Raw genomic sequence first — 26,515 nt, 5'->3', positions numbered from 1 at the left:
GGTCAGGGCGCTTGCATCTTTGGGGGTGATGCGGGTGAGGACGGTTCTAAGCAGGCTAAGACGAGACGCATGTTTGTTTCATATATAAAACAAGGTTTCATTTGGAAACCGAACGCATTCTTTGATTTATAAGTTGATATATCAACTTGCTGAAAACGATAATTGACGTTTCATAAAAATATGATAAGAAAATTGATTTTTCAAATTTCCGCGCATCACGCAGACGTGAGTTGCGCAAACAACGAAAATCCGGCGTATGAGCCAATCTGATGAATTGAATGAAACCCTTGGTGCTGCTACTGGGGCAGCCCGAGTGCCCTGTCCATGGACCGGGTTGGAGCCCACGGGCGAAGGGCTGACGGTCGACAACTTTCTGACCACCATGTTCAGCACGGTGGGCAACGCGCTGCGCCGCACCATCACCCAGCCTTACGCCGAGCAATTTGGTGTGTCGGTGTCGGAGTGGCGACTGCTGTCGCTGGTGGCGCACGCGGGGCAACTGCCGTTTGCTGAACTGGTGATCCAGTCCACGTCAGACAAAGCCTTGGTTAGCCGTACCGTGCGACTTTTGGAGCAACGCGGTCTGCTGGAGATCCGCGCTGAGGGCTCCACGCCGCGCAAAAAGCTCACTTGCCTGGTGACGCCGGCAGGTGCGGCGTTGCATGCGCAGGCCATTCCGATTGCACGGCAGCGCCAAGCGGAAATGATTTGTGTGCTGAGCCCGGAGGAACGCGAAGGGCTTTATCTGGCGCTGAAGAAGCTGGGGCAGCACTGCCTGGCGCCGTCGCCGGACGGGCGCGATGGTGGCCCGTCTTCGTACATATGATTACGACTGAGTTGGGGTGAGAGTCAAGGGTTTCTGCCAGGATCTCGTGCCATCGCTGGTAACTGCTGGTTATAATTGAGGGCTTTCCCGCCATCACCGTACGCCTAGCGCCGTTCACACCGAACCCCTTATCAGAGCCATGACAAGAGTTTTCTCTTGGACCGCTTGGGCGTACCCGTAACCATTTCGGAGAACCCAGTGCTTTTGTCTCTACAGGGAACCTTCCCGCCCGCCATTCTGGCGCTCGCAGACGGCACGGTCTTTTTTGGACATTCGATTGGGGCCACCGGCTCCACCGTTGGAGAGGTTGTGTTCAACACCTCGATGACCGGCTACCAGGAAATCCTCACTGACCCCAGCTATTGCCAGCAGATCGTCACCTTGACGTATCCGCACATCGGCAACTACGGGACGAACGAGGAAGACGTCGAATCCAGCAAAGTCCACGCCGCAGGTCTGATCATCAAAGACTTGCCTCTTGTCTCTTCCAACTTTCGTCAAAAGCTCACGCTGTCAGACTACTTGGTCAAAGAGAAAACCGTGGCCATTGCCGGTCTCGACACCCGCAAGCTCACGCGCCACCTGCGCACGCACGGCGCGCAAAACGGCAGCATCGTGGGCTTGGCTGCGGGCGAATCCGTCACGCAAGCCGCGATCGACAAAGCCATCGCCGCGGCCAAGGCCGCGCCGAACATGGCCGGTCTGGACTTGGCCAAGGTGGTGTCTGCCGCCAAAGGCTACGACTGGACGCAATCCGAATGGCAACTGGCGCGCGAAGATGGCACGCCTGGCTACGGCACGCAAACCGCGCCGCGCTTCCATGTGGTGGCGTACGACTTCGGCGTGAAGTACAACATCCTGCGCATGCTGGCCGAACGCGGCTGCCGCGTGACGGTGGTGCCAGCGCAAACGCCCGCCGCTGACGTGTTGGCTTTGAAGCCCAACGGCGTGTTTTTGTCCAACGGCCCTGGCGACCCAGAGCCTTGCGACTACGCCATTGCCGCCACGCGCGAAATCATTGAAACCGGCGTGCCGACTTTCGGCATCTGCCTGGGCCACCAGATCATGGCCTTGGCCAGCGGTGCCAAGACCTTCAAGATGAAGTTCGGCCACCACGGTGCCAACCATCCGGTCAAAGACCTCGACAACGGCCGCGTCAGCATCACCAGCCAGAACCACGGTTTTGCGGTCGATGAAAAAACGCTGCCCGCCAACCTGCGCGCCACGCACATCAGCCTGTTCGACGGCACGCTGCAAGGCCTGGCCCGCACCGATAAGCCGGCGTTCTGCTTCCAGGGCCACCCTGAAGCCTCGCCCGGCCCGCACGACATTGGTTACCTGTTCGATCGTTTCACCGCGCTGATGGAACAAGCTCTGGAGAAGAAGAATGCCTAAGCGCTCAGACATCAAAAGCGTCCTCATCATCGGCGCCGGCCCGATCATCATCGGCCAGGCCTGCGAGTTCGACTACTCCGGCGTGCAAGCCTGCAAGGCGCTGCGCGAAGAGGGCTACAAGGTCATCCTGATCAACAGCAACCCTGCGACGATCATGACCGACCCGGCTACGGCCGACGTCACCTACATCGAGCCCATCACCTGGCAGACGGTCGAGAAGATCATCGCCAAGGAGCGCCCTGACGCGATCCTGCCCACCATGGGCGGCCAGACTGCGCTGAACTGCGCGCTCGACCTGTGGCGTAATGGCGTGCTGCACAAGTACAAGGTGGAGCTGATCGGCGCCACGCCAGAAGCCATCGACAAGGCCGAAGACCGCCTGAAGTTCAAGGACGCGATGACGCGCATCGGCCTGGGTTCGGCGCGTTCGGGCATCGCCCACTCGATGGACGAAGCCTGGGCCGTGCAAAAGACGCTGGGCTTCCCCACCGTCATTCGCCCCAGCTTCACGCTGGGCGGCACCGGCGGCGGTATTGCCTACAACTCGGAAGAGTTCGAGACGATTTGCAAGCGCGGCCTGGAAGCCTCGCCCACCAACGAGCTGCTGATCGAAGAGTCGCTGCTCGGCTGGAAAGAGTACGAGATGGAAGTGGTGCGCGACAAGGCGGACAACTGCATCATCGTTTGCTCGATCGAAAACTTGGACCCGATGGGTGTGCACACCGGCGACTCGATCACCGTGGCACCCGCACAAACGCTGACCGATAAGGAATACCAGATTCTGCGTAACGCCTCGTTGGCCGTTTTGCGCGAAATTGGTGTGGACACCGGCGGCTCGAACGTACAGTTCTCCATCAACCCGAAAGACGGCCGCATGGTCGTTATCGAGATGAACCCACGCGTGTCGCGCTCTTCGGCACTGGCGTCCAAGGCGACCGGTTTCCCGATCGCCAAGGTCGCGGCCAAGCTGGCCATCGGCTACACGCTGGACGAGTTGCGCAACGAAATCACCGGCGGCGCTACGCCGGCGAGCTTCGAGCCGAGCATCGATTACGTGGTCACGAAGATCCCACGTTTTGCGTTCGAAAAATTCCCCGCTGCTGACTCGCGTCTGACCACGCAGATGAAGTCGGTGGGTGAAGTGATGGCCATGGGCCGTACCTTCCAAGAGTCGTTCCAGAAAGCCCTGCGCGGCCTGGAAGTCGGCGTGGACGGCATGAACGAAAAAACCCAGGACCGCGAAGTTCTGGAAAAAGAACTCGGCGAACCCGGCCCAGAGCGCATCTGGTACGTAGGCGACGCGTTTGCCCAAGGCATGAGCGTGGACGAAGTGTTTGCGCTGACCAAGATCGACCCTTGGTTCCTGGTGCAGATCGAGCAGATCGTGAAGATCGAGCTGGAGCTGGAGACCAAGAAGCTGGAAGACATCGACGCCGCCACGCTGCGCGCGCTGAAGCAAAAAGGCTTCTCCGACCGTCGCCTGGCCAAGCAGCTCAAGACCACCGACACGGCCATCCGCGAACGTCGTCGTGCGCTCAGCGTGCGCCCGGTCTACAAGCGCGTGGACACCTGCGCCGCTGAATTTGCGACAGACACCGCCTACCTGTATTCGACCTACGAAGCAGAAGGCGGCGAGTGCGAAGCCGACCCGACCACCAAGAAGAAGATCATGGTGCTGGGCGGTGGCCCGAACCGCATCGGCCAAGGTATCGAGTTCGACTACTGCTGCGTGCATGCGGCGCTGGCGATGCGTGAAGACGGGTACGAGACCATCATGGTCAACTGCAACCCCGAAACCGTGTCGACCGACTACGACACTTCCGACCGCCTGTACTTCGAGCCGCTGACGCTGGAAGACGTGCTGGAAATCGTCGACAAGGAAAAACCCCTGGGCGTGATCGTGCAGTACGGCGGCCAAACGCCGTTGAAGCTGGCGCTCGACCTGGAAGCCAACGGCGTGCCCATCATTGGCACCACGCCCGACATGATCGACGCGGCCGAAGACCGTGAGCGCTTCCAGAAGCTGCTGCACGAGCTGAACTTGCTGCAACCGCCAAACGCCACCGCGCGTACCGAGCCGGAAGCCCTGGAAAAGGCCGCTGCGCTGGGCTACCCGCTGGTGGTGCGCCCAAGCTATGTGCTGGGTGGCCGCGCGATGGAAATCGTGCACGAGCAGCGCGACCTGGAGCGGTACATGCGCGAAGCCGTGAAGGTGAGCAACGACTCGCCCGTGCTGCTGGACCGCTTCTTGAACGATGCCGTGGAATGCGACGTGGATTGCATCCGTGACAACACCGGCGGCACGCTGATCGGTGGGGTGATGGAGCACATCGAGCAAGCCGGCGTGCACTCGGGCGACTCGGCCTGTTCGCTGCCGCCTTACAGCTTGAAGCCCGCCACCATTGCTGAACTCAAGCGCCAAAGCGCTGCCATGGCCGCCGCGTTGAATGTGGTGGGCCTGATGAACGTGCAGTTCGCCATCCAGGAGAAAGATGGCAAAGACGTCATCTACGTACTGGAAGTGAACCCACGCGCCTCGCGCACCGTGCCTTACGTCAGCAAGGCGACGGGCCAGCAACTGGCGAAGATCGCTGCACGCTGCATGGCCGGCCAATCGCTGGCTTCGCAAGGCATCACCGGTGAAGTCACGCCGCCTTACTTCAGCGTGAAGGAAGCCGTGTTCCCGTTCGTCAAGTTCCCAGGCGTGGACACCATCCTCGGCCCGGAAATGAAGTCGACCGGTGAAGTGATGGGCGTGGGCCGCACCTTTGGTGAGGCGTTCGTCAAGTCGCAAATCGGCGCGGGCACCATCCTGCCGCGTTCGGGCAAGGCCTTCATCTCGGTGAAGAACAACGACAAGGCGCGTGCCGTGGAAGTGGCGCGTGGCCTGGCCAAGCTGGGCTTCGAGCTGATCGCCACCAAGGGCACTGCTGCCGCTATCAACGCGGCCGGCATTACCTGCACAGTGGTCAACAAGGTGACCGAAGGCCGTCCGCACATCGTCGACATGATCAAGAACAACGAGATTGCCTTGGTCATCAACACGGTGGAAGAGCGCCGCAACGCGATTGCCGATTCGCGCCAGATCCGTACGTCTGCCTTGCTGGCCCGCGTGACCACTTTCACCACGATTTTTGGTGCAGAAGCGGCCGTGGAAGGCATGCAACACATGGATCATCTGGACGTGATTTCGGTGCAAGAAATGCACGCGCAATTGACTGCTTGATCACCGTCTGAAGCATCGCTTGCGGGCGCCGCAAACGCGGCATAATGGCCCGCACAGCGAATAGAGAAACACACCGCCGGACGGAGACGACCGGCGGTTTGCATTTGGAGAACAACTATGTCCACTTTTCCCGTCACCAAGCGTGGTGCTGAGTCCCTGAAGGCCGAGCTGCACAAGCTCAAGACCGTCGACCGGCCCGCCGTGATCAACGCCATTTCCGAAGCGCGTGCTCAGGGCGACTTGAGCGAAAACGCCGAGTACGAATCGGCCAAAGACCGTCAAGGTTTTGTCGAAGGCCGCATCATCGAAATTGAAGGCAAATTGTCTGCCGCACAAATCATCGACCCTGCCGCGCTGGACGCTGGTGGCCGTGTCGTGTTTGGCGCCACCGTCGAGCTGGAAGAAGAAACCAGCGGCGCCACCGTGAGCTACCAAATCGTGGGCGAAGACGAAGCCGATCTGAAGCTGGGTCGCATCAACATTTCGAGCCCCATCGCACGTGCGCTGATCGGCAAGGAAGAGGGCGACACCGCCGAAGTGCAAGCCCCAGGCGGCCTGAAGCACTACGAAATCGTGGCCGTGCGCTACATCTGATCGACATCAGAGAAAGTTCAGGAAGACCAACACGTGATCAAACAGCGGCTGCCCCTATTTTTAGCCGCCTTGTGGTGGGGTAGTTTGACCACGGTGGGCTTCATCGTGGTGCCGATGCTGTTTGCCACTTTGCCTAGCCCTGCGATCGCCGGGGCGACGGCGGCGAAGCTGTTCAACGCGCAGACGTGGCTGTCCATGGCTTGCGCCATCATCCTGCTGCTGTTTACGCGGTCAAAAACGCCTGACGAGCAAACTCCCGTAGCGCAAGCAGCTCTTTTATTTATAGCGGGTGGTTTATTGCTGGCGCTGTTGGCAGAGTTTGCCGTAGCACCGCGAATCGTCGCGCGCGAGAATTTGAAGCTCTGGCACAGCGTGGGCAGCGGCATGTATTTGCTGCAGTGGCTGTGTGCCGGGGTGACGCTTTGGAAATTAAGTCCCGCACAACAGCGCTGATGGTGTTGGCGGGACGGTAAAGACGGCACCGCTGCGAGCGGGCCATATCAGCAGGTCAGATCAGGTCTGGCTGCGCTTCTTCACACTGGTCTTTGGCTTCGGCTTGGCGCGTTTGACTTGGCCGCCGGCCGTCAGGCGCTGGTTGCCCAACACGCGCAAGGTTTTGATTTCAGGGCGTTGGCCGCCGCGGCTGCTGTGTTTCAGCACCTTGAAGTCGCGAGGGCCGGGCATGCGGTCTTCGTCTTCAGGGCGTTCTTTTTTGATCTCGGGTTTTGGGCGCCAGAGCACCAGTAGTTTGCCAATGTGCTGGATGGGGGCCGCGCTGAGTTGGTCGGCCAGGGTCTGGAACATGGTTTCGCGGGCGACGCGGTCGTCCGAGAAAACGCGCACCTTGATCAGGCCGTGGGCGTTGAGCGCCAGGTTGGCTTCTTTGATCACGCCGGGTGTCAGGCCGTCGCCTCCGACCATCACGACTGGGTCAAGATGGTGGGCTTCGGCGCGGTGAACCTTGCGCTGTGCAGGGGTAAGTTGAATTAGAGGCATAGCCGTATTATCAAGGCCAACATGAAAATTGAAAAAAAAAGCAGCAAAGTCAACAAAGCTTGGTTGCACGAGCACATCAACGACCCCTACGTCAAGCTGGCCAACAAAGAGGGTTACCGGGCGCGTGCGGCCTATAAATTGAAAGAAATCGACGAGACCATGCGGCTCATTCGCCCTGGTCACGTGGTGGTTGATTTGGGTTCGTCGCCCGGCGCTTGGAGCCAGTATTTACGCCGCAAGATGGCGCCCAAGGGAACGGCAGGCACTGGTGGTGCAGCGGTGGGGGAGTTGAACGGCACCATCATCGCCATCGATTTGCTGCCCATGGAGCCCATCGAAGGGGTGTTGTTCTTTCAGGGCGACTTCCGCGAAGCCGAGATGCTGGAGAAGTTGGAACAGGCGCTGCAAGGCCGCCAGGCCGACGTGGTGGTGTCCGACATGGCGCCGAATCTCTCAGGCCTGGGTACGGTGGACGCCGCGCGCATCGTGCATTTGATCGAACTGGCGGTGGAGTTTTGCCAAACCCACCTCAAGCCGGAAGGTGCGTTGGTCGTCAAGGTTTTCCATGGTGGTGGCTACAACGAGCTCGTGCAACTGTTCAAGAAGACTTTTGTGACTGTGAAACCCTTGAAACCGAAGGCGTCGCGAGACAAATCGTCAGAAACTTTTTTAATTGGTATCGGGCTGAAGCCGCAGAGTTAGCCCTCTTTGTCGGCGTTTACCCTTGGTCATCGAGAAAAAGCTGGTGTTTGAGCGGTTGACCCTATTGCCGGACATGGACATTCATTAGGGAGGTGCGCTTGAAAGGCCTAAAATTGGCCTCAATTGCGCTTCTGCCCCCACTTATCGGAGTCTGGTTTGAAAAATCCCTGGTTTTCAAAAGTTGCTGTTTGGCTCGTGATCGCCATGGTGCTGTTCACGGTCTTCAAACAGTTCGATACCCGCGCGGGTGTCAGCTCGGGCTACGTGGGTTATTCCGACTTTCTGGAAGACGTACGCGGCAAACGCATCAAATCGGTGGTCATTGCCGAAGGGCAAAGCGGTAACGAAATCACCGCCATCACCACCGACGATCGCAAGATCCGCACTACGGCCACGTATCTGGATCGTGGTTTGGTGGGCGATCTGATCAACAACAACGTCAAGTTTGATGTCAAGCCACGCGAAGAAGGTTCGCTGCTGATGACCCTGCTGGTCAGTTGGGGCCCCATGCTGCTGCTGATTGGCGTGTGGGTGTACTTCATGCGCCAGATGCAGGGTGGCGGCAAGGGTGGCGCTTTCAGCTTCGGCAAGAGCAAGGCGCGCATGCTCGATGAAAACAGCAACCAAGTTACCTTTGCAGACGTGGCAGGTTGCGACGAAGCCAAGGAAGAAGTCAAAGAAGTCGTCGACTTCCTGAAGGACCCTCAGAAGTTCCAAAAGCTGGGCGGCCGTATTCCACGTGGTTTGCTGCTGGTTGGCCCTCCGGGCACGGGTAAAACGCTGTTGGCCAAGTCGATTGCCGGCGAAGCCAAAGTACCTTTCTTCTCGATCTCGGGTTCTGACTTCGTGGAAATGTTTGTTGGTGTGGGCGCTGCCCGTGTCCGCGACATGTTCGAAAATGCCAAGAAGAACGCTCCGTGCATCATCTTCATCGACGAAATTGACGCTGTCGGCCGTCAACGTGGTGCAGGCTTGGGCGGTGGTAACGACGAACGCGAACAAACCCTCAACCAGATGCTGGTCGAGATGGATGGTTTTGAGACCAACCTCGGCGTGATCGTGGTGGCTGCCACCAACCGTCCTGACATTCTGGATGCCGCATTGCTGCGCCCAGGCCGTTTCGACCGTCAGGTTTACGTGACGCTGCCAGACATTCGCGGCCGCGAACAGATCCTGAACGTGCACATGCGCAAGGTGCCAATCGGCCAAGACGTGAACCCCGGCATCATCGCCCGTGGCACGCCTGGTATGTCGGGTGCTGATTTGGCCAACCTGTGTAACGAAGCCGCTTTGATGGCTGCGCGCCGCAACGCCCGCGTCGTTGAAATGCAAGACTTCGAGAAGGCTAAAGACAAGATCATCATGGGCCCAGAGCGCAAGTCCATGGTCATGCCGGAAGAGGAACGCCGCAACACGGCCTACCACGAGTCGGGCCACGCCCTGATTGGTCGCTTGTTGCCCAAGTGCGACCCGGTGCACAAGGTCACCATCATTCCTCGCGGCCGTGCCTTGGGTGTGACGATGAGCCTGCCAGCGCAAGACCGCTACAGCTACGACAAGGAGTTCATGCTGAACCAAATCAGCATGTTGTTCGGTGGCCGTATCGCGGAAGAAGTGTTCATGAACCAAATGACCACGGGTGCCAGCAACGACTTTGAACGTGCGACGCAAATCGCCCGCGACATGGTGATGCGTTACGGCATGACGGAGGCCTTGGGCCCGATCGTCTACGCTGAAAACGAAGGCGAAGTGTTCCTGGGTCGCTCGGTTACCAAAACGACGAACATGAGTGAATCCACCATGCAGAAGGTGGATCACGAAGTGCGTAAGATCATTGACGAGCAGTACAGCTTGGCCCGTCGCTTGATCGAAGAGCACAGCGACAAGATGCACACCATGGCGAAGGCTTTGCTCGAATGGGAAACCATTGACATGGAGCAACTGGACGACATCATGTCTGGCAAGGAGCCACGTCCTCCCAAAGACTGGACGCCACGTGCGCCGTCGGGTGGTGGCGGTGCTGGTGGCAGCGGCGGTGCAACCGCCGAGGTAACTCCAGAGGTGGCGCCGAACGCGGCTTGATCACACATCAGCACACGCTGGAAGCAACGGGGCACATTGCCCCGTTTTTTCGTTTCTGACGTTTCTGGCTCTGAGCTAAATACGGCGAAACAACAAGGCACAACGGCGCTTTTGCGCTGCCTCTGATCGCAATTCTCTCGACTATGTACTGGCAAACTTCTCGTTGGCAAATCGATCTGACCGAGCCTCAGGTGATGGGGATTGTCAACGTCACGCCCAATTCGTTCTCGGATGGCGGTCAGCACGCCACCACTGCTGCGGCGCTTGCGCATTGCGAGAAGCTGATTGCACAGGGCGCAAGCATTCTGGACATTGGAGCCGAATCCACGCGGCCGGGTGTGGAACCAGTGCCCGAAGCACTGGAGTTGGAGCGCCTGGTGCCAGTGGTGCGTGAAGCGGTGCGTCTTGGTGTGCCAGTCTCGATCGACACCTACAAGCCGGCCGTAATGCAAGCCATGCTCGAGCTGGGCGTGGACATCATCAACGACATTTGGGCTCTGCGCTGGACGGATCCTGCGCAACCGTCGTTATCGGGCGCCAGTGTGGTGGCGCAGTATCCCAACTGCGGGGTTTGCCTGATGCACATGCATGGCGAGCCGCAGACGATGCAGGTCCATCCCATGCAGGGCGATATCGTGCTGGAGGTTTTGGCATTCTTGAGAAATTCTGCCGATGCATTGCTCGCTGCTGGTGTGAAGATGCCGCAGATCGCGTTGGATCCTGGCGTGGGCTTTGGGAAGACAGTGGCGCAGAACTTCTCACTGCTTGCACGGCAAGCGGAGTTCCTGGCGTTGGGTTATCCGTTGTTGGTGGGGTGGTCCCGTAAGTCGTCTTTGGCCGCGATGGGGGCGCCGTTGCCGGGGGGGGAGACGGCTGCTGTGCATGAACGCATGGTGCCCAGCGTGGCGGCTGCGTTGTTGGCTGTGGAGCGTGGCGCGCGTGTGGTGCGGGTGCACGATGTGGGCCCCACGGTGCAAGCGTTGAAGGTGTGGCGGGCGGCCTCCTAAATTGATTCAAGTTCGTACAGGCTTTGGCTTCACTGGCATGGATGCCGGTCAGAAGCAGAGGCCATTAGAAAATTAGTTGAGGGGAAAAAATGACAAGAAAATATTTCGGTACAGACGGCATTCGTGGCCCAGTGGGCCAGGCACCCATCACGCCAGACTTCGTGCTCCGTTTGGCGAATGCCGTAGGACGCGTGCTGAAGAAAAAAGAAGCCCGTCCGACGGTGCTGATTGGCAAGGACACACGCATCTCGGGCTACATGCTCGAGAGCGCGCTGGAGTCGGGCTTTAACTCAGCCGGTGTGGATGTGGTGCTGCTCGGCCCTTTGCCGACGCCTGGTGTGGCGTACTTGGCGCGAGCGCAGCGGGCAAGCTTGGGCGTGGTCATCAGCGCCAGCCATAACCCGTTTGGCGATAACGGCATCAAGTTCTTCAGTGCCCAGGGCACAAAGCTGGATGATGCCTGGGAGCAAGAGGTTGAAGCCGCGTTGGATACACCCGCCGTGTGGGTGGACTCCGCCGCATTGGGTAAAACGCGCCGCCTCGAAGATGCGGCAGGCCGCTACATCGAGTTCTGCAAAAGCACGTTCCCCAACCAGTTGACGCTCAAGGGGTTGCGTATCGTGGTCGATGCCGCCCACGGCGCTGCGTACCAAATCGCGCCATTGGTGTTCCACGAACTCGGAGCGGAAGTTATCGCGATTGGTTGCAGCCCCGACGGCTTGAACATCAACCGCAATGTCGGCGCCACCCACCCACAGGCGCTGGTGGAAGCCGTGTTGACCCACCGTGCCGACTTTGGCGTGGCGCTCGACGGCGATGCTGATCGTCTACAAGTTGTTGACTCCGCGGGGCGCCTGTTCAACGGTGACGAAATTCTGTACCTGATGGTGTCCGAGCGCCTGCTGCGCGGTGGCAATGGCGGCCCGAGCCAACGCGCCGCCGATGCCGTGCCCGGTGTGGTCGGCACGCTGATGACCAACATGGCGGTGGAGTTGGCGCTGAAGGCGCGCGGTGTGGAATTGGTGCGCGCCAAAGTGGGCGACCGCTACGTGCTTGAAGAACTTGAAAAGCGCGGCTGGATGCTCGGCGGTGAAGGCTCCGGTCACTTGCTGGCCCTGGACAAACACACCACCGGTGATGGCCTCGTCAGTGCTCTGCAAGTGCTGCAAGCCTGTGTGCGTCACGGTAAAACGCTGGCGCAGATGTTGTCCGACGTGGTGCTGTTCCCGCAGACGCTGATCAATGTGCGGCTGGTGCCTGGCCAGGAGTGGAAGAGTGCTGCGCTGACGCAAATCACCCAGCAAGTCGAAGCCGAGTTGCGTGGTGAAGGCCGAGTGTTGATTCGCCCCAGTGGTACCGAGCCGCTGGTGCGTGTGATGGTCGAGGCCCGCGACCCGATTCAAGCCAAAGATTGCGCCGAGCGCATTGCCGCAGTGGTGAAGAACCCCTGAGGTTTTACGAACGTAGCGCACTAGACGCTACCCAAATTTAGATTCGAGAATGACTGATCCCACGAAAAATAACGACGCTCAATTGCCTCCCGGTTGGTTGGAGATTGAATCCCTGGACATGGATGCGCAAGGCATCGCGCACACGCCAGAAGGCAAAGTAGTGTTTGTCGAAGGCGCTCTGCCGTTCGAGGTGGTGAGCGCGAATGTGCACCGCAAGAAGAACAACTGGGAGCAGGGCACCGTGACGGCGATTCACCGCGAGTCGTCACAGCGCGTGCGTCCCGGTTGCCCCAACTTCGGCCTGCATGCAGGTGCTTGTGGCGGCTGCAAGATGCAGCATTTGCACCCTGCTGCCCAAGTGGCGGTGAAGCAGCGCGTGTTGGAGGACAACCTCTGGCACCTGGGCAAAGTCAAGGCGGAAACCGTGGCGCGGCCGATTGAAGGCCCGGCTTGGGGTTACCGCTATCGTGCGCGCCTGTCGGTGCGCCACGTGCGCAAGAAGAATGCCGTGCTGGTGGGCTTTCACGAACGCAAGAGCCGCTACGTGGCCGACATGAGCGAGTGCCATGTGCTACCGCCACACGTCAACGCCATGCTGGTGCCGCTACGCGAGCTGATCGGTTCGATGGATGCGATTGAAACCTGCCCTCAAATTGAGCTGGCCTGTGGTGACGATGTGACCGCCATGGTGCTGCGCCACCTGGAACCATTGAGCGAAGCAGATCTGGCGCGCCTGCGCGCTTTTGCGGCCCAGTACGGTGTGCAGTGGTGGCTGCAGGCCAAAGGGCCGGACACCATCAAGCTGCTCGACGAAGAGCAGCCGCAACTGGCTTACGGCTTGCCCGCATTTGGCATCGAAATGCCTTTCAAGCCCACCGATTTCACGCAGGTGAATCCACACATCAACCGCGTGTTGGTGTCCAAAGCCTTGGCTCTGCTGGATGCGCAGTCTGATGAACGTGTGATCGACTGGTTCTGCGGCTTGGGTAACTTCACCCTGCCGATTGCCACGCAGGCCCGTGAAGTGTTGGGCATTGAAGGCAGTGAAACGCTGGTTGCACGCTCGCGTGAGAACTACAAGAAAAACCAGGCTTCCCGGCAGTCTCTCAAATCGCTTTGCGCTACGGACTTTGTAGCGCGTAACCTGTTTGAGATGACGCCCCAGATGCTGGTGCAGGACGGTGCGGCCGATAAATGGCTGGTCGACCCACCACGCGAAGGTGCCTTTGCCTTGGCCAAAGCCTTGGTTGACCTGCACGAGCAGCCCGAGCTGCGTAACGGTTGGACGCCGCCCAAGCGCATTGTCTATGTGAGCTGCAACCCCGCGACGCTGGCGCGTGATGCTGGCTTACTGGTGAACTGTGGCGGCTACCGTTGTGTGCAGGCGGGTGTGGTGAACATGTTCCCGCACACTGCGCACGTGGAAAGCATGGCGGTGTTTGAATTGGCCGAGTAGTTTTTCAGCGGCCCTTGCAAAATCGCCCGCCAGCGCCTCAACCACTGAGGCTCTGGCGGGCGATTTACATTCAGCGGTAACCGTTGTCTAGCTTGTGGCGTTAAGACTTTATGACGCTTTGCCGTTGCGGCTGTTCTTTCGCTCGGCAGGTGCGGGCGCTTCGGCTTGCTCGACCTCTTCCGTAACTGGCGGTTTAACGCCTGTGGGGGTCACACCTTCGAGCTTGTTTTCGCGCATGTACGCGTCCATTTCCTTCCAGCCGTTGAACACGGCCGCCTTGGGCGCCTTGGCGTTCATGGCGTAGCAGTCTTCCAGGCTACGCATGGCGTGCCTGCAGCCGCCGCCTATCGCTTTGGCATCGGCATCGCGCTGCACGGTTTTAGGGTCTGGGTAGACGCCAGGAATCTCGCAACCCGATAACAGCAACACCGAAGTGCTGGAAATCAGAAGCAAGCGCAGCAAAGTGGGGCGTAGTGTAGGAACCATTGTTTGAATTATCGGCATCTGTCCGGCGGAGTTAAGGCTTATCCATAGCCGCGCCATGGAAAAAGGCGACGAGCGGCGTGATCAATCCACCTCAGCATGGACGCCCCAAAAGCAAAAAGGCCCCGAAGGGCCTTTTGGAGAGGGCGCTGACGCTGATCAGTCGCGGTCGCCGCCCATGATGCCGAGCAGCGACAGCAGGCTTTGGAACACGTTGAACAAGTCCAGGTACAGAGCCAGGGTGGCGCTGATGTAGTTGGTCTCGCCGCCGTCCATGATGCGCTTCAGGTCGTACAGCATGAACGCGCTGAAGATACCGATGGCCGCCACCGACAAGGCCATCATGCCCGCAGTAGAACCGACAAACACGTTGACGATGCCGCCAACCATCAGCACCAAGGCGCCAACGAACAGCCACTTGCCCATGCTGGACAGATCACGCTTGATGACGGTGGCCACGCTGGCCATCACCAAGAACACACCTGCCGTACCCGCAAATGCGGTCATCACCAGTTCAGCGCCATTGCTGAAACCCAGCACGGCCGCAATCAGGCGCGACAGCATCAGGCCCATGAAGAATGTGAAGCCCAACAGCACCGGCACGCCGGCAGCGGAGTTCTTGGTCTTCTCGATGGCGAACATGAAGCCGAAGGCGCCGCCCATGAAAACGATCAGGCCCAAACCGCCCGAGAGCGAGCGGGTGATGCCGGTGGCCACGCCCAGCCATGCGCCGAGCACGGTAGGAATCAGGCTCAAAGCCAGCAGCCAGTAAGTGTTGCGCATGACCTTGTTGCGCTGCTCTTGCGAGACGCCCCAGCCATAGCTGGTGGACGGGTCGATGGTACGGATGTTGTCGTTCACGGATGGATCTCCTTCAGTGGCTTCCAGTGTCCGAATGGACGAAAAGAAGTTTGGGGAATTCTAGGAGGCTTCAAGTGAAAGGCCCAAAAAATCACGCCCTGGCTCCTACATTTTGTAGGGGTACAACGTGGGCCATTTTGGTGCTTGGCAAGGTGGATGCGTCACGTCTCGCGAGACGTGCTTTAACCCCGTTATGCTCGAAGAGTTTTTGACACATTTTTTCCTGCATTTATTTCACTACCAACTTCGCCAACATGAAGACCAAATCTGTTCTCGAACTCGCCGACGTCAAAGCTGTGGCTGCTGCCGCTGAAGCGGAAGCGCTGAAAAACAACTGGGCCGTGACGATCGCCATCGTCGACGACGGCGGCCACCTGCTGTGGCTGCAGCGCTTGGATGGCGCTCCTGCCATCTCGTCGCACATTGGCCCTGCCAAAGCTCACACGGCAGCCCTGGGCCGCCGCGAGAGCAAGGTCTATGAGGACATCGTCAACGGCGGCCGCGTGGCGTTCCTGAGCGCGCCTAATGTGGCGGGCTTGCTCGAAGGCGGCGTGCCGATCATCAAGGACGGCCAATGCATTGGCGCGGTGGGTGTGAGCGGCGTGAAGTCGACGGAAGACGCGCAAATCGCCAAGGCTGGTATCGCGGCTCTCGGTCTGTAAGCCAATTAAGCCATTCAGCGATCTATTTGCGGTGAAAGCCGCAAACGAAAACGCCGACCCAGTGGTCGGCGTTTTGCATTGGTCTGCTTGTCCGGAGTGTGGCAAGCGGTGTGTGGGAAAAAAGGCTTGGCTAGTCGGGTCAGACCCGTTGGCTAGCTAAAACGACTTTGGAGGCCGATGAAAACCTCCTGGGTCGCCCCACGATGAAACCAGTGTGTGCGGGAAAAAAGCATGGCTAGTCGAGTAAACCCGTTGGCTAGCAAAAACGACTTTGGAGGCCGATGAAAACCCCCTGGGTCGCCCCACGATGAAACTGTTTGCGAACTTACTTGGTCAGGATCAATTTGCCCAGCTTGGTGTTCTGCAAGCGATAGACCGAGCCGTTGTGCATGATCTCGACAGCCTTCTGGCCTTTCAGCAGATCACGGCTTTCGATCGACAGGGCTTGTTGCACGACGTCGCGCAGGCCATGCAGACCGCTATTGGCGTTTTCACCAGAAGCGGAATTGAACTGAGGGCGGGTAGCGAGGTTGGCGTACATGTTGAACTCCTGAATTAAATTCGCGATGTGTTAATGATAATGATTCGCAATAAATTGGCAAGAGACTTTTGAAAATAAATTTGGCCAGTAGGGTCATTGCAAAAATGGTGGTGCCCGCACCGGCCAAATGCAACGAGGGCTCAAAACGTGCACACGCTTTGAGCCCTCGTCATACCGTTGCACTGATGTGCTTAGTTGGCCTTGGGTTCGGTGATGAAGCCAATCTTGCGCACACCCGAGGCCTGCGCGGCCGCCATGGCTTGCGCCACGCGTTCATAACGTACCGCCTTGTCGCCACGGATGTGCAACTCGGGCTGCGGTTCCTTCACAGCTTCGGCCTTGAGCATGGGCTCCAGGTCGGCGTCGGCGATCTTGTTGGCGTTCCAGAAGTAGTCGCCTGCGGCGTCCACGCTCAGCAGAATCGTTTCGGGTTTCACGTCCTGCGCTTGCGTGGTGGCGCGTGGCAGGTCGATATTGACAGAATGTTTCATCACCGGGATGGTGATGATGAAGATGATCAACAGCACCAACATCACGTCGACCAGCGGCGTCATGTTGATCTCGTTCATCACCTCATCGGGTTCGTCCTGGGTACCAAAAGCCATTTCAGGCTCCCTTCTTCATCGGCACAACATTGTCCGCGCCAGAAGATTGCACACGGGCGCCCGTCACGAAGTAAGCATGCAGGTCATGGGCAAAGCTGTTCAGCCCGATCAGCACCGACTTGTTGCCACGCACCAGCGCGTTGTAGCCCAGCACGGCAGGAATGGCCACAGCCAAACCGAGGGCCGTCATGATCAGCGCTTCGCCGATGGGGCCGGCCACCTTGTCGATGGAGGCCTGGCCCGACAGGCCAATGCTCAGCAGCGCGTGGTAAATGCCCCAGACCGTGCCGAACAAACCAATGAACGGCGCAGTGGAACCCACCGAAGCCAAGATGGCCAAGCCAGCTTGCGCACGCGCGGTGAACGCGTCGATGCTGTTGCGCAGGCAGCGCGTCACCCAGTCGCTCACGTCCAGCGCGTCATGCAGATGCGCCTTGGTGTTGCGGTGGTGGGCGGTGGCTTCACGGCCTTCCAGAGCGGTTTGCAGGAAAGGGTTGGTTGGGTCGTTGCCCAGCTTCTTCAAGCCGATGGCGAAGTCTTCGCTGTGCCAGAAGTCGGCCGAGGCACGGGCGAACTTCTTGTACTTCATGACGTCGAGCGCCTTGATGATGATGACGATCCACGAGGCCAACGACATGGCCAACAGCAGCACGGCGACACCCTTGGTGACGAAGTCGCCTTGCGTCCAGACATTGGCAATGCCAAATTGCGATTCCATTGAATACTCCCTGATTGAAAATTACTGAAGTTGAAAATTGACCGGCTGGTTGAACCACATCGCCTCGGGCACGCCATTGCGTTTGCCCGGTACGAAGCGCCATTTCTGTACGGCTTTGAGCGCTTCCTGGTCCAGGCGGTCAAAACCGCTGGAACGGAACACTTCGGCTTGTTGCACGTTACCGTCCACACCAATGAACACCTTGATGATCACCTTGCCTTGCTCGCCTAGGCGTTTGCTGATGCTGGGGTAGTTGGGCTTCGGGTTGTCCAGGTGTTCTGCGTCGCTCGACGGCTGCACGATCTTCGGCGGAGCGGGCGGCGCGGGTGGCGGTGGCGCTTCGGCCACGGGAGCCGCCACGGGCGGAGCCGGCGGTTGCGGCTGCGTCACGCCCGTCGGGGCGTTAGGTGCGGGCGTCGGGTCGTTGATGGCGATCGGCTTGGGGGCCGGTGGTGCCACAGGGGTTTTGGTTTTGACCGGAACCTTCTTCTCAGGTGTGGGCGGCGCGGGCGGCGGCGGCGTTACTTTCGGAGCCGGCGGCTCAATGAATTCGCTGAGGATTTGCACCGGCACAATGATTTCCACCGCGCGGTGCAGCAGGCCGCTTTGCAAGGCCCACAGCCCCAAGACGTGGAACGCAACCACGCCACCGATGATGACGGTGTTGCGGCTGTAACGAGGTGGTGCAGCATAGGGCGATGCTGCATAGGGCGCGCTGGGCACTGATGTGGACATGATGGACAGGAGTGATGTGGCGGCGGGCTGGGGCTCTGGCAACCGTCACTTTAGAGGAGGCGGTTGGCGTTGCCAACCAAGTTCAAAATTTCTGCGGGGCGGGGGGGCTGGTAGGAAAGGGGGCGCGAAAGCTACGCCCGGAAGATCCACCAGATGGACCCCACCACCAGGATCAGGCTGCCACAAACTGTGGAGAAGAGGTCCATACCCGGCTGGTGGAAATAGTCCCTTGGAGCACCACAGGGGCGGAAACGTCTTGGTGTGGCGTGTGGTGGTGATGGCAATGTGCGGCGCCGGCTTCTGCATCGTTATGCAAAGCCGCCACGGGCGCCATGCTGTTGCACTGGGCGATCACATCGCGGGCGCAGTCTTCGCACTGGCCGCATTGGGTGGCCACGCCCAGCTCAAATTGGATATCGTCAAAACCCATCCCGGCACGCGCATGGCGCGCGATCTCGCGGTCAGACACTCTACGGCAAACACAGACGATCATGATGCTAAGCGGGTCACAGTCAGATAAGGTGACTTGATTATAAATACGAATTCATCGCATTTGCAATGCCTATGCATTCCTTCACCTTTGTCATCCATTCGGATTGACCCGGATGACCCGCGTATTTATGCGCTATCGAGCTAATAGTCAATATAGATAAGCGCAAGCAGCTATTAAAAACGTAGCTAACGAATTTAAACCGCCATGAGCACGGCATGGTTATCCCAGCGCACGCCATCGGCACGGGTGTCGAGCGGGGCTGCCGCCAAACTGCCATGCAGCGCGCCACGGTCGCCGCTGGCGAGCCATTGGCTAGCGTCGTGAACGGCAATCGCGCTGGCTTTGGGCAGGGCTTGCTGGCCGAGCCATGTGCCGTCGGTTGACCACCAAGCCAGTTGACCGGCGCGCGTGGCGCTCAATACGTAGCGCCCGCCCTGGCCGGTGGCGTCTGGCACGTGAGCGATGTCGCCCGCATAACCGCCGAGCTTGAGGCCAGTGGGCAAGGGTACAGAAGTCAAACCGTTGGCATCCAGCAGCGACAGCAGGGGCGCGGCGTTGCGTGCCGTGTCGTCCAGGTGCTCGGCTTGCGAGGCAATGGCGATGCGGCCATCGGGTGTCCGCGCAATGTGGCGCAGGCTTAAAAATGGGTCTGCCACGCGCCAGGTGTCGAGCACACGGCCGGTTTTGCCGTCCAGGCGCGCGACGTTTGACGTCATGTGTTCGCGGTTGAGTTTGCGCCGTCCGGTTTCGGGCAGGATCAACAAACCACCGTTAGCTACCAGCAGGTTGCCATCAGGCTCGACCATCATGGCGTGCGGGCCCAGGCCGCCGCTGGCGTATTCACGGCGTTTGCGCAGCGTCATTGGGTCGCGTTCGACGATCAGGCCGTCGCCGCTGGCGGCGTCAAATTCTGGGGTGTAGAGCGTGCGGCCGTCTTGCGAGAAGGCTGCGTGGCCGCACAAGAAACGGTCCATCTCCATGTCGTGCCATTGCAAGGCCTTGGCGTGGCGCGCGTCGAATCGCAGCAGGTACTCACCCGGGCGACGGCCTACAGCCAGCGCCATGCCTTGCTGGCCCAGGGCGCCGGGCATGGCCAATACTTCGTGGGCGCGGTTGGGTAGTTCCACGCCTTGCAGGCGGCCATCGGTGTGCCACAGGCCAGCCATGGCTTGGTCGTCGGCCACCCAGGCGGTCAGCAGGGCGGGGCGGCTCAAGCTGCGGGCGTGGGCGGGTATTTGCGTGGCCACGGCCAGCGCCATGGCGCTGCGCAGCCAGGTGCGGCGGTCGATGAACATCGGGCTAATCTCCGTCAGCGTCTGAGAAGCCGACCATGATCTTCATGGACGCGGCAGCCTCGTCTTCCACTACTGATTTGGTTTTGGCCAGCGCCTTCACGGCGGTCTCTACCGTCTTGGGTTTGGCCGGATCGGCTTGTTGCACGGCGGTGGCGGTGGTGACCATCAAGGCCGCCAGTTTGTCGGCCACATCCTGGAAGCCTTGGCCGCGCAATTGGCCCATCAGGCTGCCTTGGGTTTCGCCCGTGACGGGGCCGAGGACGAAGTTCTCCAGTCCTTCCCATGTGGCTTGCAAAGTGGCGCGGGTTTGGCCGCTGGTGGCGCGTGGCCAGTCGTCCTTGCGGCCGCCGTGGGCGGGTTTGCCGATTTTTTTCCAGCGTAGTTGCTCGAATCCACCCACCAGTTGGCCGACCCAGTCGTTGATGACCAGTTGGGCGTCGGCGTTGGTCCAGGTGCGGGCCAGCATGGCTTCAAAGCCTTGCAGAATGGCAGCCGCTTCGAGTGCGCATTCTTCTGCAATCAACGCGGCGTAGGTGCAAGCAGCTTCGCTGAGTTGGGGCTGCCACAAGATCCATTCGAGTGCGGGCAGGCCCTTGGCAGGCGCGCCCACGCGGTCAAGGGCTTTCACATCGGCAGGCGCTTTTTCAATCGCGGCTTTGATCAGGTTGGGCCGTGTGGGCCAGAAGTCCACCGTGCGGCCCGAGCGGCGCTCGATCAATGGGCCAATCGCCACAGCCGATAAGCGCTCCCAATCGAGCAGGGCAGCAACCCAGAGATCACGTGCCGGGGCTACCGGTGTGCAGCCGCTGGCCAGTTGGGTTTGCAAGGCTTTGCTTGAGGCGACGAAGGCCTTGGCCGCTGGCACGAACTCCAGGTTCAGTGCGTCGCGCAAAAACTCCGCCGGGTACAGGAAGGGCGAGGCCAGCTTGGGGTCGTAGGCGGGGCGCTTTGGAGCCTGAGCCCAGGTAGCGGGCGCCAGGCTGGCGGCGGCCAGGGCGACAAGATGTCGTCGGTTCAGTTTCATGTTGTGCCTTAACCAGGTTCAGCCAGATTCAGCCAATTTCAATGAAATTCAAAGAGAGTTGACGAACTTCACCAGCGCATCGCGATCGGCTTTGCTCATTTGCAGCACCTCTTTGCGCGAGGCTTCGGCTTCGCCGCCGTGCCACAGAATTGCTTCCATGGTGTTGCGAGCGCGGCCGTCGTGCAACAGGAAAGTGTGGTCGTTCACGTCCTGGATCAGGCCAATGCCCCACAGCGGCGGCGTGCGCCATTGGCGGCCGTTGGCTTTGCCGTCGGGGCGGTTGTCAGCCAGGCCGACACCCATGTCGTGCACCAGCAGGTCGGTGTAGGGTGTGATTTTTTGGTTGCGCAGCGCCGGAAACGGCGAGTCGCCCGTGGTGTAGCCCGGGCGGTGGCATACCGCGCACTGGGCTTGCGCAAACAGGGCTTGACCGCGGCGCACGTCTACGTCGTTGTAGTTGCGGCGTGCCGGCACGGCCAGCGTGGCGGTGTAGGCAATCACCTTCTTCAAGGTTTCGTTGTCGATCTCGACCGGCTCGACCATCTTGCCTGCGCTGCCTTCGGTGGCGGCGACACGCTGGCCGCTGGTGCCGCGCGGTGCGGCCAGGCAGTCGGTTTGCTTGGGCGTGCAGTCTTCGTGCGGGAAGTGTTCCGACGTGATGCCCATGTCGCCATGGAACGCACCCGCCGATTGGTGTGCCACCGAGCCGACGTTGGCCTTCCAGCCAAAGCGGCCAATGACGGTGCGGTTGGCGTAGACGTCGAACACTTCGTTGGCCATGCCGCGAATGGCATCGCTGCGCTTGGCTTGGTCGGCGGCGTTGCGGCGGATTTCGGCTTCAGGAATGGCCTCTAACAAACCCATGCCAATGACCTGCGGCGCAATGCGCGGGCTGACCATCGTGCCCTTGGCCATGGGGCCGTAGCCCAGGTTCGTGAACGAATAGGCGGGCTGGCGCAGGCTGTAGGGTGTGCCGTCGGCAAACTTGCCGGGGACTTCGGTGTACTTGATGCGAACCTTGCCCTCGGGTTTGACGCCTTGCGTGGCCGAGTTGGCAAACTGTTCGCCGTAGGTGGGTTCGTTGATGGGCGTGCCATCTGGCCCCATCACCGACAGGCGGAACAACAGCGCAATCGGCTGCTGCGTCACCAGCCCGTTGCGCAGGGCTTCAGGGTTGTGCGGCGCGCCACGGCCGTCTTGCACGTGGCAGCCGGCGCAGGCGCGCGCGATGAAGTGTGGGCCCAAACCATCACGCGCTTTGGTGGAAGACGGCGCCTCCACCCAGTTGCGCCGAAAGAATGAGTTGCCAATGACAAACTCGGTGCGGGCCGCCTCATCAGAGTTGGCCGCAGGAAAAGAGAAAGCGTTCAGGCCAACCTCGAACACCGTGGTGTCGCCGCCTGGTTTTTCTTCTGCGGCAGCTTCGGGTGGGCTGTCAGACCCTGCATGGGCCAGCCATGTTCCACCGACGGCTGCCGCCAAAGCCGATGCCAAAACCAGCACCGACCACCGGGGGCCTACCCGCCCCTTGACCTGAAAACGCATTCTGCTTATTCCTTCGATGGATCGACCAACGTCAGCTTGTTGATGCCGATGGCACGCGCTGCATTGACGAAGTCATGGCTTTGCACCTTGAGGGCATCGGCCACGGCTTGCACACGCTTGCGGCCGGGTGCGTCGGGGCCGCCGATGATCTCACGGTCAAACGGCGGCTGGATGTTTTCGGCAGCCTTCACGCTGGCGGTGACATCGGCTGTGGTTTTTTCGGCCACGGCGGCATCTTTGCTGGCCACCAGATCGCGCAGCGAAGGGCCTTGCAGCGTGCTGCCATCAGCACGTTTGTAACTGCCCAGCCAGACGTTCAAAATGCCTTGGGCGTTGGCCACGATGTCGCGGTGCGTGTTGTCCGAGAAGCACGAGTGTTCGTCTTCCTGGTCTTGCGAAGCCAGCGCTACTTCAATGCGTTCACCGGCGAGTTCACCACGCGACAGCGAGCCCACGCCCACCAGCATGCGGCGCAGCGCGTCGTTGCCCGATTTTTCAAACTTGGCGCGGTAGTTCTTGGCGTTGGGCGCCCAGGCCTTGGTGACGTAGGTCAGGTCGTCGACCAGCAGTTCGGAGACGATTTTCAAGTAGGTGCGGCGGCGGTCGGCGTGTGGCTTCTTGCCGTCGACATAGTCTTCAAACGAACGGTCGCCAGGGCCGGTGTCGGAGAGGTCTTGGCCCCACAGCAGGAACTCGATGGCGTGCCAGCCGGTGGCGATGTTTTCTTCACCGTCACGCTCGTTCAGCGCGCTCAAGCCCTTCTTGGTGATCTTCACCTTGGGGTTGTTGATGATGCCGGCGTTGGGCTTGCCTTGCACGTAGTCCACATAGGCTTCGTCCATGGGCCAGGCGTTGATACGGCCTTCGGGGCCATTCTTGTCGTCGATGGGGCCGGCGTAGAAGCGGAAGGCTTCGCTTTGGCCGTAGAACTCACGTGCATCCAGCCAGGCCTTGCGGGCTTTGGTCAGGCCTTCGGCGCTAGGCGCTTTGAGGAATTCGGCCAGCGTGCTGTCCAGAGCGCGCGCGGCGGCCAGGGTGTCTTCGTAGTTGGCGTAAACCAAAGCTGCGTAGTGCGCGGAAACTTGTGAGGCGGTCACAGCGCTGGTCGCAGTAGCCGTGGCTGCAGGCTTGGCCGCTGGGGCGGTGGTAGTTTGCGCTTGCACGGAAAAAGCGGCCAGGATGGCAGCGCTGAGCAGCAGAGATTTCACGGAGAACTCCTTGTCGTAGAAGACATTGACGGCCGCCCTCGCTTGCAGGGGACCAAGATGATGGAGGAATAAGAGCCTGTTCAAGGCGCGTGCGGCGCGTGCTTGGACCGCCAGTACGACGCGTCTCGAACAGCCTCTACCGGATAGCCAACGTTATTCTAGAACCAAATGAGAGTGATTCTTGATAAAGCTTGGGCCAGGCGTACGGTTTTCGGTGAGGGTGTGTAAAGCAAAACGGCCTGCAGAGCAGGCCGTTGGTCGGGTAGAGGGCTACAGCAGGTGCTTAGCCGTCCATGTTGATCTTGGCGATCAACTCGCGCAGCACGGTGGTGGCTTGGTCGTTCTCTACCTGGCAGGTGCCGGCCGCATGGTGGCCGCCGCCGCCATACTGCAGCATCAGCTCGCCCACATTGGTTTTGCTGCTGCGGTCCAGAATGGACTTGCCGGTGGCAAACACCGTGTTCTTGCGCTGCACGCCCCACAACACGTGGATGGAAATCTTCACCTGCGGGAACAAGGCGTAGATCATGAAGCGGTTGGTCGCCCACACGGTTTCTTCGTTGCGCAGATCCAGCACCACCAAGCGGTTGTGGACGGTGGCGCAACGCATCAGTTGGGCCTGGGCTTGTTCTGCGTGCTCCATGTAGATGTCGACGCGTTCTTTCACGTCCGGCAGCGCCAGGATTTCGTCGATGTTGTGGTCGGCACAGGCCTTGATCAGGTCCATCATCAACGCGTAGTTGCTGATGCGGAACTCGCGGAAGCGGCCCAGGCCGGTGCGCGCGTCCATCAGGTAGTTCAGCAGCGTCCAACCCGTGGGGTTCAAGATTTCTTCACGCACGTATTGGGCCGAGTCGGCTTTGTCCACGGCGTCCATCATCTCCTGCGTGATGCGCGGGAACGCCTTGGCGCCGCCGTAATACTCGTACACCACACGTGCGGCCGATGGCGCATTGGCGTCGATCACGTGGTTGGCCAGGCCGCTGCGGTTGCGCAAGGTTTCCGATAAATGGTGGTCAAACGCAATGTGTGCGCCTGCCACGTAGGGCAGATTGGTGGTGATGTCACGCTCGGTGATCTCGATCTTGCCGTCTTGCATGTCCTTGGGGTGGACAAACTTGATCTCGTCGATCATGTCCAGCTCTTTGAGCAGCACGGCGCACACCAAGCCGTCGAAGTCGCTGCGGGTCACCAGTCTGAATTTTTCTGCACTCATGGATGCCATTCCTTTCACAAAAGCGCCTGGCGCATGTCCATGCGGGAAAAAGTAACGAGAGGGTTTTAACTGTAACGATGATTATGCCGTCGTGACATGCCTCGTCGTCACTTCGTCGTGACTGTTACGCCATGTGAATCGAATAGCGTGCCGGATATGCAACGGGCATGCGCGAACACATTGACAGACCTCGAACGTTAAGGCGAGCCAGGGTATGGGCCCGGCAACAAGATGCTCTTGTCGACCGTGCCAATCTTGGTGTGGCCGCAAAACGCCATGGTGATGTCCAGCTCTTTGTGGATGATCTGCAGCGCCTTGGTCACACCGGCTTCGCCCATGGCGCCCAAGCCGTAGAGCATGGAGCGGCCGATGTAGGTGCCCTTGGCGCCCAAGGCCGTGGCCTTCAGCACATCTTGCCCGGAGCGAATGCCGCCGTCCATGTGCACTTCGATGCGGTGGCCCACGGCATCCACAATGGCTGGCAGCGCGTGGATGCTGGACTCCGCGCCGTCCAACTGGCGGCCACCGTGGTTCGACACGATCAGCGCATCGGCCCCCGAGTCGGCCGCCAGCTTGGCGTCTTCCACGTCTTGAATGCCTTTGACGATGAGCTTGCCGCCCCAGAGCTTCTTGATCCACTCCACGTCACCCCAATTCAGGCCGGGGTCAAACTGCTTGGCGGTCCACTCCGACAGCGAACCCATGTTTTCCACACCGCTGACATGGCCCACGATGTTGCCGAACTGGCGGCGTTGGGTGCCCAGCATGCCCATGCACCAACGCGGCTTGGTCGCCAGGTTGATGATGTTGGGGATGGTGAGCTTGGGCGGGGCGGTCAGGCCGTTTTTGATGTCTTTGTGGCGCTGGCCGAGGATCTGCAAATCGAGCGTCAACACCAGTGCGCTGCAGCCGGCCACCTTGGCGCGTTCGATCAGGCGTTCGATGAAACCCCGGTCGCGCATCACATAAAGCTGGAACCAAAAGCCTGGGCCCGCATGTTTTGCCACATCTTCAATCGAGCAGATGCTCATGGTCGAGAGCGTGAACGGAATACCAAACGCCTTCGCCGCACGTGCCGCCAGAATTTCGCCGTCGGCATGTTGCATGCCAGTCAGGCCGGTGGGCGCAATCGCCACGGGCATGGCGGTCGGCTGGCCGATCATGGTGGTGGCCGTGCTGCGGCCTTCCATGTTCACGGCGACGCGTTGGCGCAGCTTGATGGCGGCAAAGTCGGACGTGTTGGCGCGGTAGGTACTCTCGGTCCACGCGCCGGAGTCGGCGTAGTCGTAGAACATGCGGGGCACACGTTTTTGCGCGAGCACGCGCAGGTCTTCAATGTTGGTGATGACGGTCACAGGCTTCTCCTCCAACCGCCGATGCTAGCAAGTTTGTAG

General features: G+C 60.0%; 25 protein-coding genes. 11 read left to right on the top strand and 14 right to left on the bottom strand.

Annotation, left to right across the window (positions count from 1 at the left end):
* The first annotated feature begins 256 nt into the window (after positions 1 to 256).
* From ACPWMG_RS20010 to ACPWMG_RS19990, 5 genes are all read left to right on the top strand, one after another.
* Complete coding sequence (locus ACPWMG_RS20010; protein WP_483301239.1) at positions 257 to 826, top strand: MarR family winged helix-turn-helix transcriptional regulator; 570 nt, start codon at positions 257 to 259, stop codon at positions 824 to 826.
* Positions 827 to 1,024: 198 nt separating this feature from the next.
* Entirely contained in the window at positions 1,025 to 2,221 is a 1,197-nt protein-coding gene (carA, locus tag ACPWMG_RS20005) for a glutamine-hydrolyzing carbamoyl-phosphate synthase small subunit (protein WP_483301238.1), read from the top strand.
* Entirely contained in the window at positions 2,214 to 5,447 is a 3,234-nt protein-coding gene (gene carB / locus ACPWMG_RS20000; protein ID WP_483301237.1) for a carbamoyl-phosphate synthase large subunit, read from the top strand. Before carA ends, carB begins: the two co-directional genes overlap by 8 nt.
* Positions 5,448 to 5,564: 117 nt before the next feature.
* Entirely contained in the window at positions 5,565 to 6,041 is a 477-nt protein-coding gene (gene greA / locus ACPWMG_RS19995) for a transcription elongation factor GreA (RefSeq protein ID WP_483301236.1), read from the top strand.
* Positions 6,042 to 6,077: 36 nt separating this feature from the next.
* Positions 6,078 to 6,494, top strand: a complete 417-nt coding sequence (locus ACPWMG_RS19990) for a DUF4149 domain-containing protein (RefSeq protein ID WP_483305295.1) — start codon at positions 6,078 to 6,080, stop codon at positions 6,492 to 6,494.
* Positions 6,495 to 6,554: 60 nt separating this feature from the next.
* On the opposite strand, the gene ACPWMG_RS19985 is transcribed toward ACPWMG_RS19990, so the two are convergent.
* On the bottom strand, positions 6,555 to 7,037 hold the full coding sequence (locus ACPWMG_RS19985; RefSeq protein ID WP_483301235.1) for a YhbY family RNA-binding protein: 483 nt from the start codon (positions 7,035 to 7,037) through the stop codon (positions 6,555 to 6,557).
* A gap of 21 nt (positions 7,038 to 7,058) precedes the next feature.
* Between ACPWMG_RS19985 and ACPWMG_RS19980 the strand changes: the two genes are divergently transcribed.
* From ACPWMG_RS19980 to rlmD, 5 genes are all read left to right on the top strand, one after another.
* Positions 7,059 to 7,739, top strand: a complete 681-nt coding sequence (locus tag ACPWMG_RS19980; RefSeq protein ID WP_483301234.1) for an RlmE family RNA methyltransferase — start codon at positions 7,059 to 7,061, stop codon at positions 7,737 to 7,739.
* Between the two features lie 156 nt (positions 7,740 to 7,895).
* Positions 7,896 to 9,821, top strand: coding sequence for an ATP-dependent zinc metalloprotease FtsH (gene ftsH / locus ACPWMG_RS19975; protein WP_483301233.1), 1,926 nt, complete (start codon positions 7,896 to 7,898; stop codon positions 9,819 to 9,821).
* Positions 9,822 to 9,964: 143 nt separating this feature from the next.
* The gene (gene folP / locus ACPWMG_RS19970) at positions 9,965 to 10,828 is read left to right on the top strand and encodes a dihydropteroate synthase (RefSeq protein WP_483301232.1); all 864 of its coding nucleotides are present in this window, start codon (positions 9,965 to 9,967) and stop codon (positions 10,826 to 10,828) included.
* An 89-nt stretch (positions 10,829 to 10,917) separates the two neighbouring features.
* Positions 10,918 to 12,279 (top strand): phosphoglucosamine mutase, encoded by a 1,362-nt coding sequence (gene glmM, locus ACPWMG_RS19965; protein WP_483301231.1) that lies wholly within the window; start codon positions 10,918 to 10,920, stop codon positions 12,277 to 12,279.
* Positions 12,280 to 12,328: 49 nt separating this feature from the next.
* Positions 12,329 to 13,735, top strand: a complete 1,407-nt coding sequence (gene rlmD, locus ACPWMG_RS19960; protein ID WP_483301230.1) for a 23S rRNA (uracil(1939)-C(5))-methyltransferase RlmD — start codon at positions 12,329 to 12,331, stop codon at positions 13,733 to 13,735.
* Positions 13,736 to 13,843: 108 nt separating this feature from the next.
* Here rlmD and ACPWMG_RS19955 read toward each other — a convergent pair whose 3' ends face one another.
* Both ACPWMG_RS19955 and ACPWMG_RS19950 read right to left on the bottom strand, forming a co-directional pair.
* Positions 13,844 to 14,221, bottom strand: coding sequence for a hypothetical protein (locus ACPWMG_RS19955; protein WP_483301229.1), 378 nt, complete (start codon positions 14,219 to 14,221; stop codon positions 13,844 to 13,846).
* Positions 14,222 to 14,377: 156 nt separating this feature from the next.
* Complete coding sequence (locus ACPWMG_RS19950) at positions 14,378 to 15,079, bottom strand: Bax inhibitor-1/YccA family protein (RefSeq protein ID WP_483301228.1); 702 nt, start codon at positions 15,077 to 15,079, stop codon at positions 14,378 to 14,380.
* Positions 15,080 to 15,333: 254 nt separating this feature from the next.
* On the opposite strand from ACPWMG_RS19950, the gene ACPWMG_RS19945 reads away from it, so the two are divergent.
* Positions 15,334 to 15,741, top strand: coding sequence for a GlcG/HbpS family heme-binding protein (locus ACPWMG_RS19945; protein WP_422832872.1), 408 nt, complete (start codon positions 15,334 to 15,336; stop codon positions 15,739 to 15,741).
* 325 nt (positions 15,742 to 16,066) lie between these two features.
* Here the strand turns inward: ACPWMG_RS19945 and hemP are convergent, their stop codons facing one another.
* The 11 genes from hemP to ACPWMG_RS19890 all read right to left on the bottom strand — a co-directional run bounded on the left by hemP (position 16,067) and on the right by ACPWMG_RS19890 (position 26,476).
* Positions 16,067 to 16,282 (bottom strand): hemin uptake protein HemP, encoded by a 216-nt coding sequence (gene hemP, locus ACPWMG_RS19940; RefSeq protein ID WP_483301227.1) that lies wholly within the window; start codon positions 16,280 to 16,282, stop codon positions 16,067 to 16,069.
* A gap of 191 nt (positions 16,283 to 16,473) precedes the next feature.
* A complete protein-coding gene (locus ACPWMG_RS19935; RefSeq protein WP_483301226.1) occupies positions 16,474 to 16,887 on the bottom strand; it encodes an ExbD/TolR family protein in 414 nt (137 codons plus the stop codon).
* 1 nt (position 16,888) lies between these two features.
* Positions 16,889 to 17,605, bottom strand: a complete 717-nt coding sequence (locus ACPWMG_RS19930) for a MotA/TolQ/ExbB proton channel family protein (RefSeq protein ID WP_483301225.1) — start codon at positions 17,603 to 17,605, stop codon at positions 16,889 to 16,891.
* 21 nt (positions 17,606 to 17,626) lie between these two features.
* Positions 17,627 to 18,340: an energy transducer TonB gene (locus ACPWMG_RS19925; protein WP_483301224.1), complete on the bottom strand. Its 714-nt coding sequence runs from the start codon at positions 18,338 to 18,340 to the stop codon at positions 17,627 to 17,629.
* A gap of 172 nt (positions 18,341 to 18,512) precedes the next feature.
* Positions 18,513 to 18,833 carry a (2Fe-2S)-binding protein gene (locus ACPWMG_RS19920; protein WP_483301223.1) on the bottom strand — a complete coding sequence of 107 codons (321 nt, stop codon included), beginning with the start codon at positions 18,831 to 18,833 and terminating at the stop codon, positions 18,513 to 18,515.
* 194 nt (positions 18,834 to 19,027) lie between these two features.
* Positions 19,028 to 20,128 (bottom strand): DUF1513 domain-containing protein, encoded by a 1,101-nt coding sequence (locus tag ACPWMG_RS19915; protein ID WP_483301222.1) that lies wholly within the window; start codon positions 20,126 to 20,128, stop codon positions 19,028 to 19,030.
* 4 nt (positions 20,129 to 20,132) lie between these two features.
* On the bottom strand, positions 20,133 to 21,152 hold the full coding sequence (locus ACPWMG_RS19910; protein ID WP_483301221.1) for an imelysin family protein: 1,020 nt from the start codon (positions 21,150 to 21,152) through the stop codon (positions 20,133 to 20,135).
* A 48-nt stretch (positions 21,153 to 21,200) separates the two neighbouring features.
* Positions 21,201 to 22,697 carry a di-heme oxidoreductase family protein gene (locus ACPWMG_RS19905; RefSeq protein ID WP_483301220.1) on the bottom strand — a complete coding sequence of 499 codons (1,497 nt, stop codon included), beginning with the start codon at positions 22,695 to 22,697 and terminating at the stop codon, positions 21,201 to 21,203.
* A gap of 5 nt (positions 22,698 to 22,702) precedes the next feature.
* The gene (locus ACPWMG_RS19900) at positions 22,703 to 23,905 is read right to left on the bottom strand and encodes an imelysin family protein (protein ID WP_483301219.1); all 1,203 of its coding nucleotides are present in this window, start codon (positions 23,903 to 23,905) and stop codon (positions 22,703 to 22,705) included.
* Positions 23,906 to 24,188: 283 nt separating this feature from the next.
* Positions 24,189 to 25,121, bottom strand: a complete 933-nt coding sequence (locus tag ACPWMG_RS19895) for an exopolyphosphatase (RefSeq protein WP_483301218.1) — start codon at positions 25,119 to 25,121, stop codon at positions 24,189 to 24,191.
* Positions 25,122 to 25,318: 197 nt separating this feature from the next.
* Positions 25,319 to 26,476 carry an alpha-hydroxy acid oxidase gene (locus ACPWMG_RS19890; RefSeq protein WP_483301217.1) on the bottom strand — a complete coding sequence of 386 codons (1,158 nt, stop codon included), beginning with the start codon at positions 26,474 to 26,476 and terminating at the stop codon, positions 25,319 to 25,321.
* Between the last annotated feature and the right edge of the window lie 39 nt (positions 26,477 to 26,515).

Source organism: Hydrophilobacter chitinilyticus, assembly GCF_049860745.1.
Classification (GTDB): Bacteria; Pseudomonadota; Gammaproteobacteria; order Burkholderiales; family Burkholderiaceae_C; genus Rhodoferax_B.
The sequence above is the reverse complement of the archived record's forward strand: the minus strand, read 5'-3'. Positions and strand labels throughout refer to the sequence as shown.

What these genes read in the sequence shown, in the direction of transcription:
- ACPWMG_RS19910 (WP_483301221.1), bottom strand. Translation starts at nt 21,152, where the DNA reads ATGAAACTGAACCGACGACATCTTGTCGCCCTGGCCGCCGCCAGCCTG.
- ACPWMG_RS19930 (WP_483301225.1), bottom strand. Translation starts at nt 17,605, where the DNA reads ATGGAATCGCAATTTGGCATTGCCAATGTCTGGACGCAAGGCGACTTC.
- ACPWMG_RS19915 (WP_483301222.1), bottom strand. Translation starts at nt 20,128, where the DNA reads ATGTTCATCGACCGCCGCACCTGGCTGCGCAGCGCCATGGCGCTGGCC.
- ACPWMG_RS19905 (WP_483301220.1), bottom strand. Translation starts at nt 22,697, where the DNA reads ATGCGTTTTCAGGTCAAGGGGCGGGTAGGCCCCCGGTGGTCGGTGCTG.
- ACPWMG_RS19980 (WP_483301234.1), top strand. Translation starts at nt 7,059, where the DNA reads ATGAAAATTGAAAAAAAAAGCAGCAAAGTCAACAAAGCTTGGTTGCAC.
- ACPWMG_RS19945 (WP_422832872.1), top strand. Translation starts at nt 15,334, where the DNA reads ATGAAGACCAAATCTGTTCTCGAACTCGCCGACGTCAAAGCTGTGGCT.
- ACPWMG_RS19985 (WP_483301235.1), bottom strand. Translation starts at nt 7,037, where the DNA reads ATGCCTCTAATTCAACTTACCCCTGCACAGCGCAAGGTTCACCGCGCC.
- hemP (WP_483301227.1), bottom strand. Translation starts at nt 16,282, where the DNA reads ATGTACGCCAACCTCGCTACCCGCCCTCAGTTCAATTCCGCTTCTGGT.
- ACPWMG_RS19955 (WP_483301229.1), bottom strand. Translation starts at nt 14,221, where the DNA reads ATGGTTCCTACACTACGCCCCACTTTGCTGCGCTTGCTTCTGATTTCC.
- ACPWMG_RS19935 (WP_483301226.1), bottom strand. Translation starts at nt 16,887, where the DNA reads ATGGCTTTTGGTACCCAGGACGAACCCGATGAGGTGATGAACGAGATC.
- ACPWMG_RS19920 (WP_483301223.1), bottom strand. Translation starts at nt 18,833, where the DNA reads ATGATCGTCTGTGTTTGCCGTAGAGTGTCTGACCGCGAGATCGCGCGC.
- rlmD (WP_483301230.1), top strand. Translation starts at nt 12,329, where the DNA reads ATGACTGATCCCACGAAAAATAACGACGCTCAATTGCCTCCCGGTTGG.
- carB (WP_483301237.1), top strand. Translation starts at nt 2,214, where the DNA reads ATGCCTAAGCGCTCAGACATCAAAAGCGTCCTCATCATCGGCGCCGGC.
- ACPWMG_RS19895 (WP_483301218.1), bottom strand. Translation starts at nt 25,121, where the DNA reads ATGAGTGCAGAAAAATTCAGACTGGTGACCCGCAGCGACTTCGACGGC.
- glmM (WP_483301231.1), top strand. Translation starts at nt 10,918, where the DNA reads ATGACAAGAAAATATTTCGGTACAGACGGCATTCGTGGCCCAGTGGGC.
- ACPWMG_RS19925 (WP_483301224.1), bottom strand. Translation starts at nt 18,340, where the DNA reads ATGTCCACATCAGTGCCCAGCGCGCCCTATGCAGCATCGCCCTATGCT.
- ACPWMG_RS20010 (WP_483301239.1), top strand. Translation starts at nt 257, where the DNA reads ATGAGCCAATCTGATGAATTGAATGAAACCCTTGGTGCTGCTACTGGG.
- greA (WP_483301236.1), top strand. Translation starts at nt 5,565, where the DNA reads ATGTCCACTTTTCCCGTCACCAAGCGTGGTGCTGAGTCCCTGAAGGCC.
- folP (WP_483301232.1), top strand. Translation starts at nt 9,965, where the DNA reads ATGTACTGGCAAACTTCTCGTTGGCAAATCGATCTGACCGAGCCTCAG.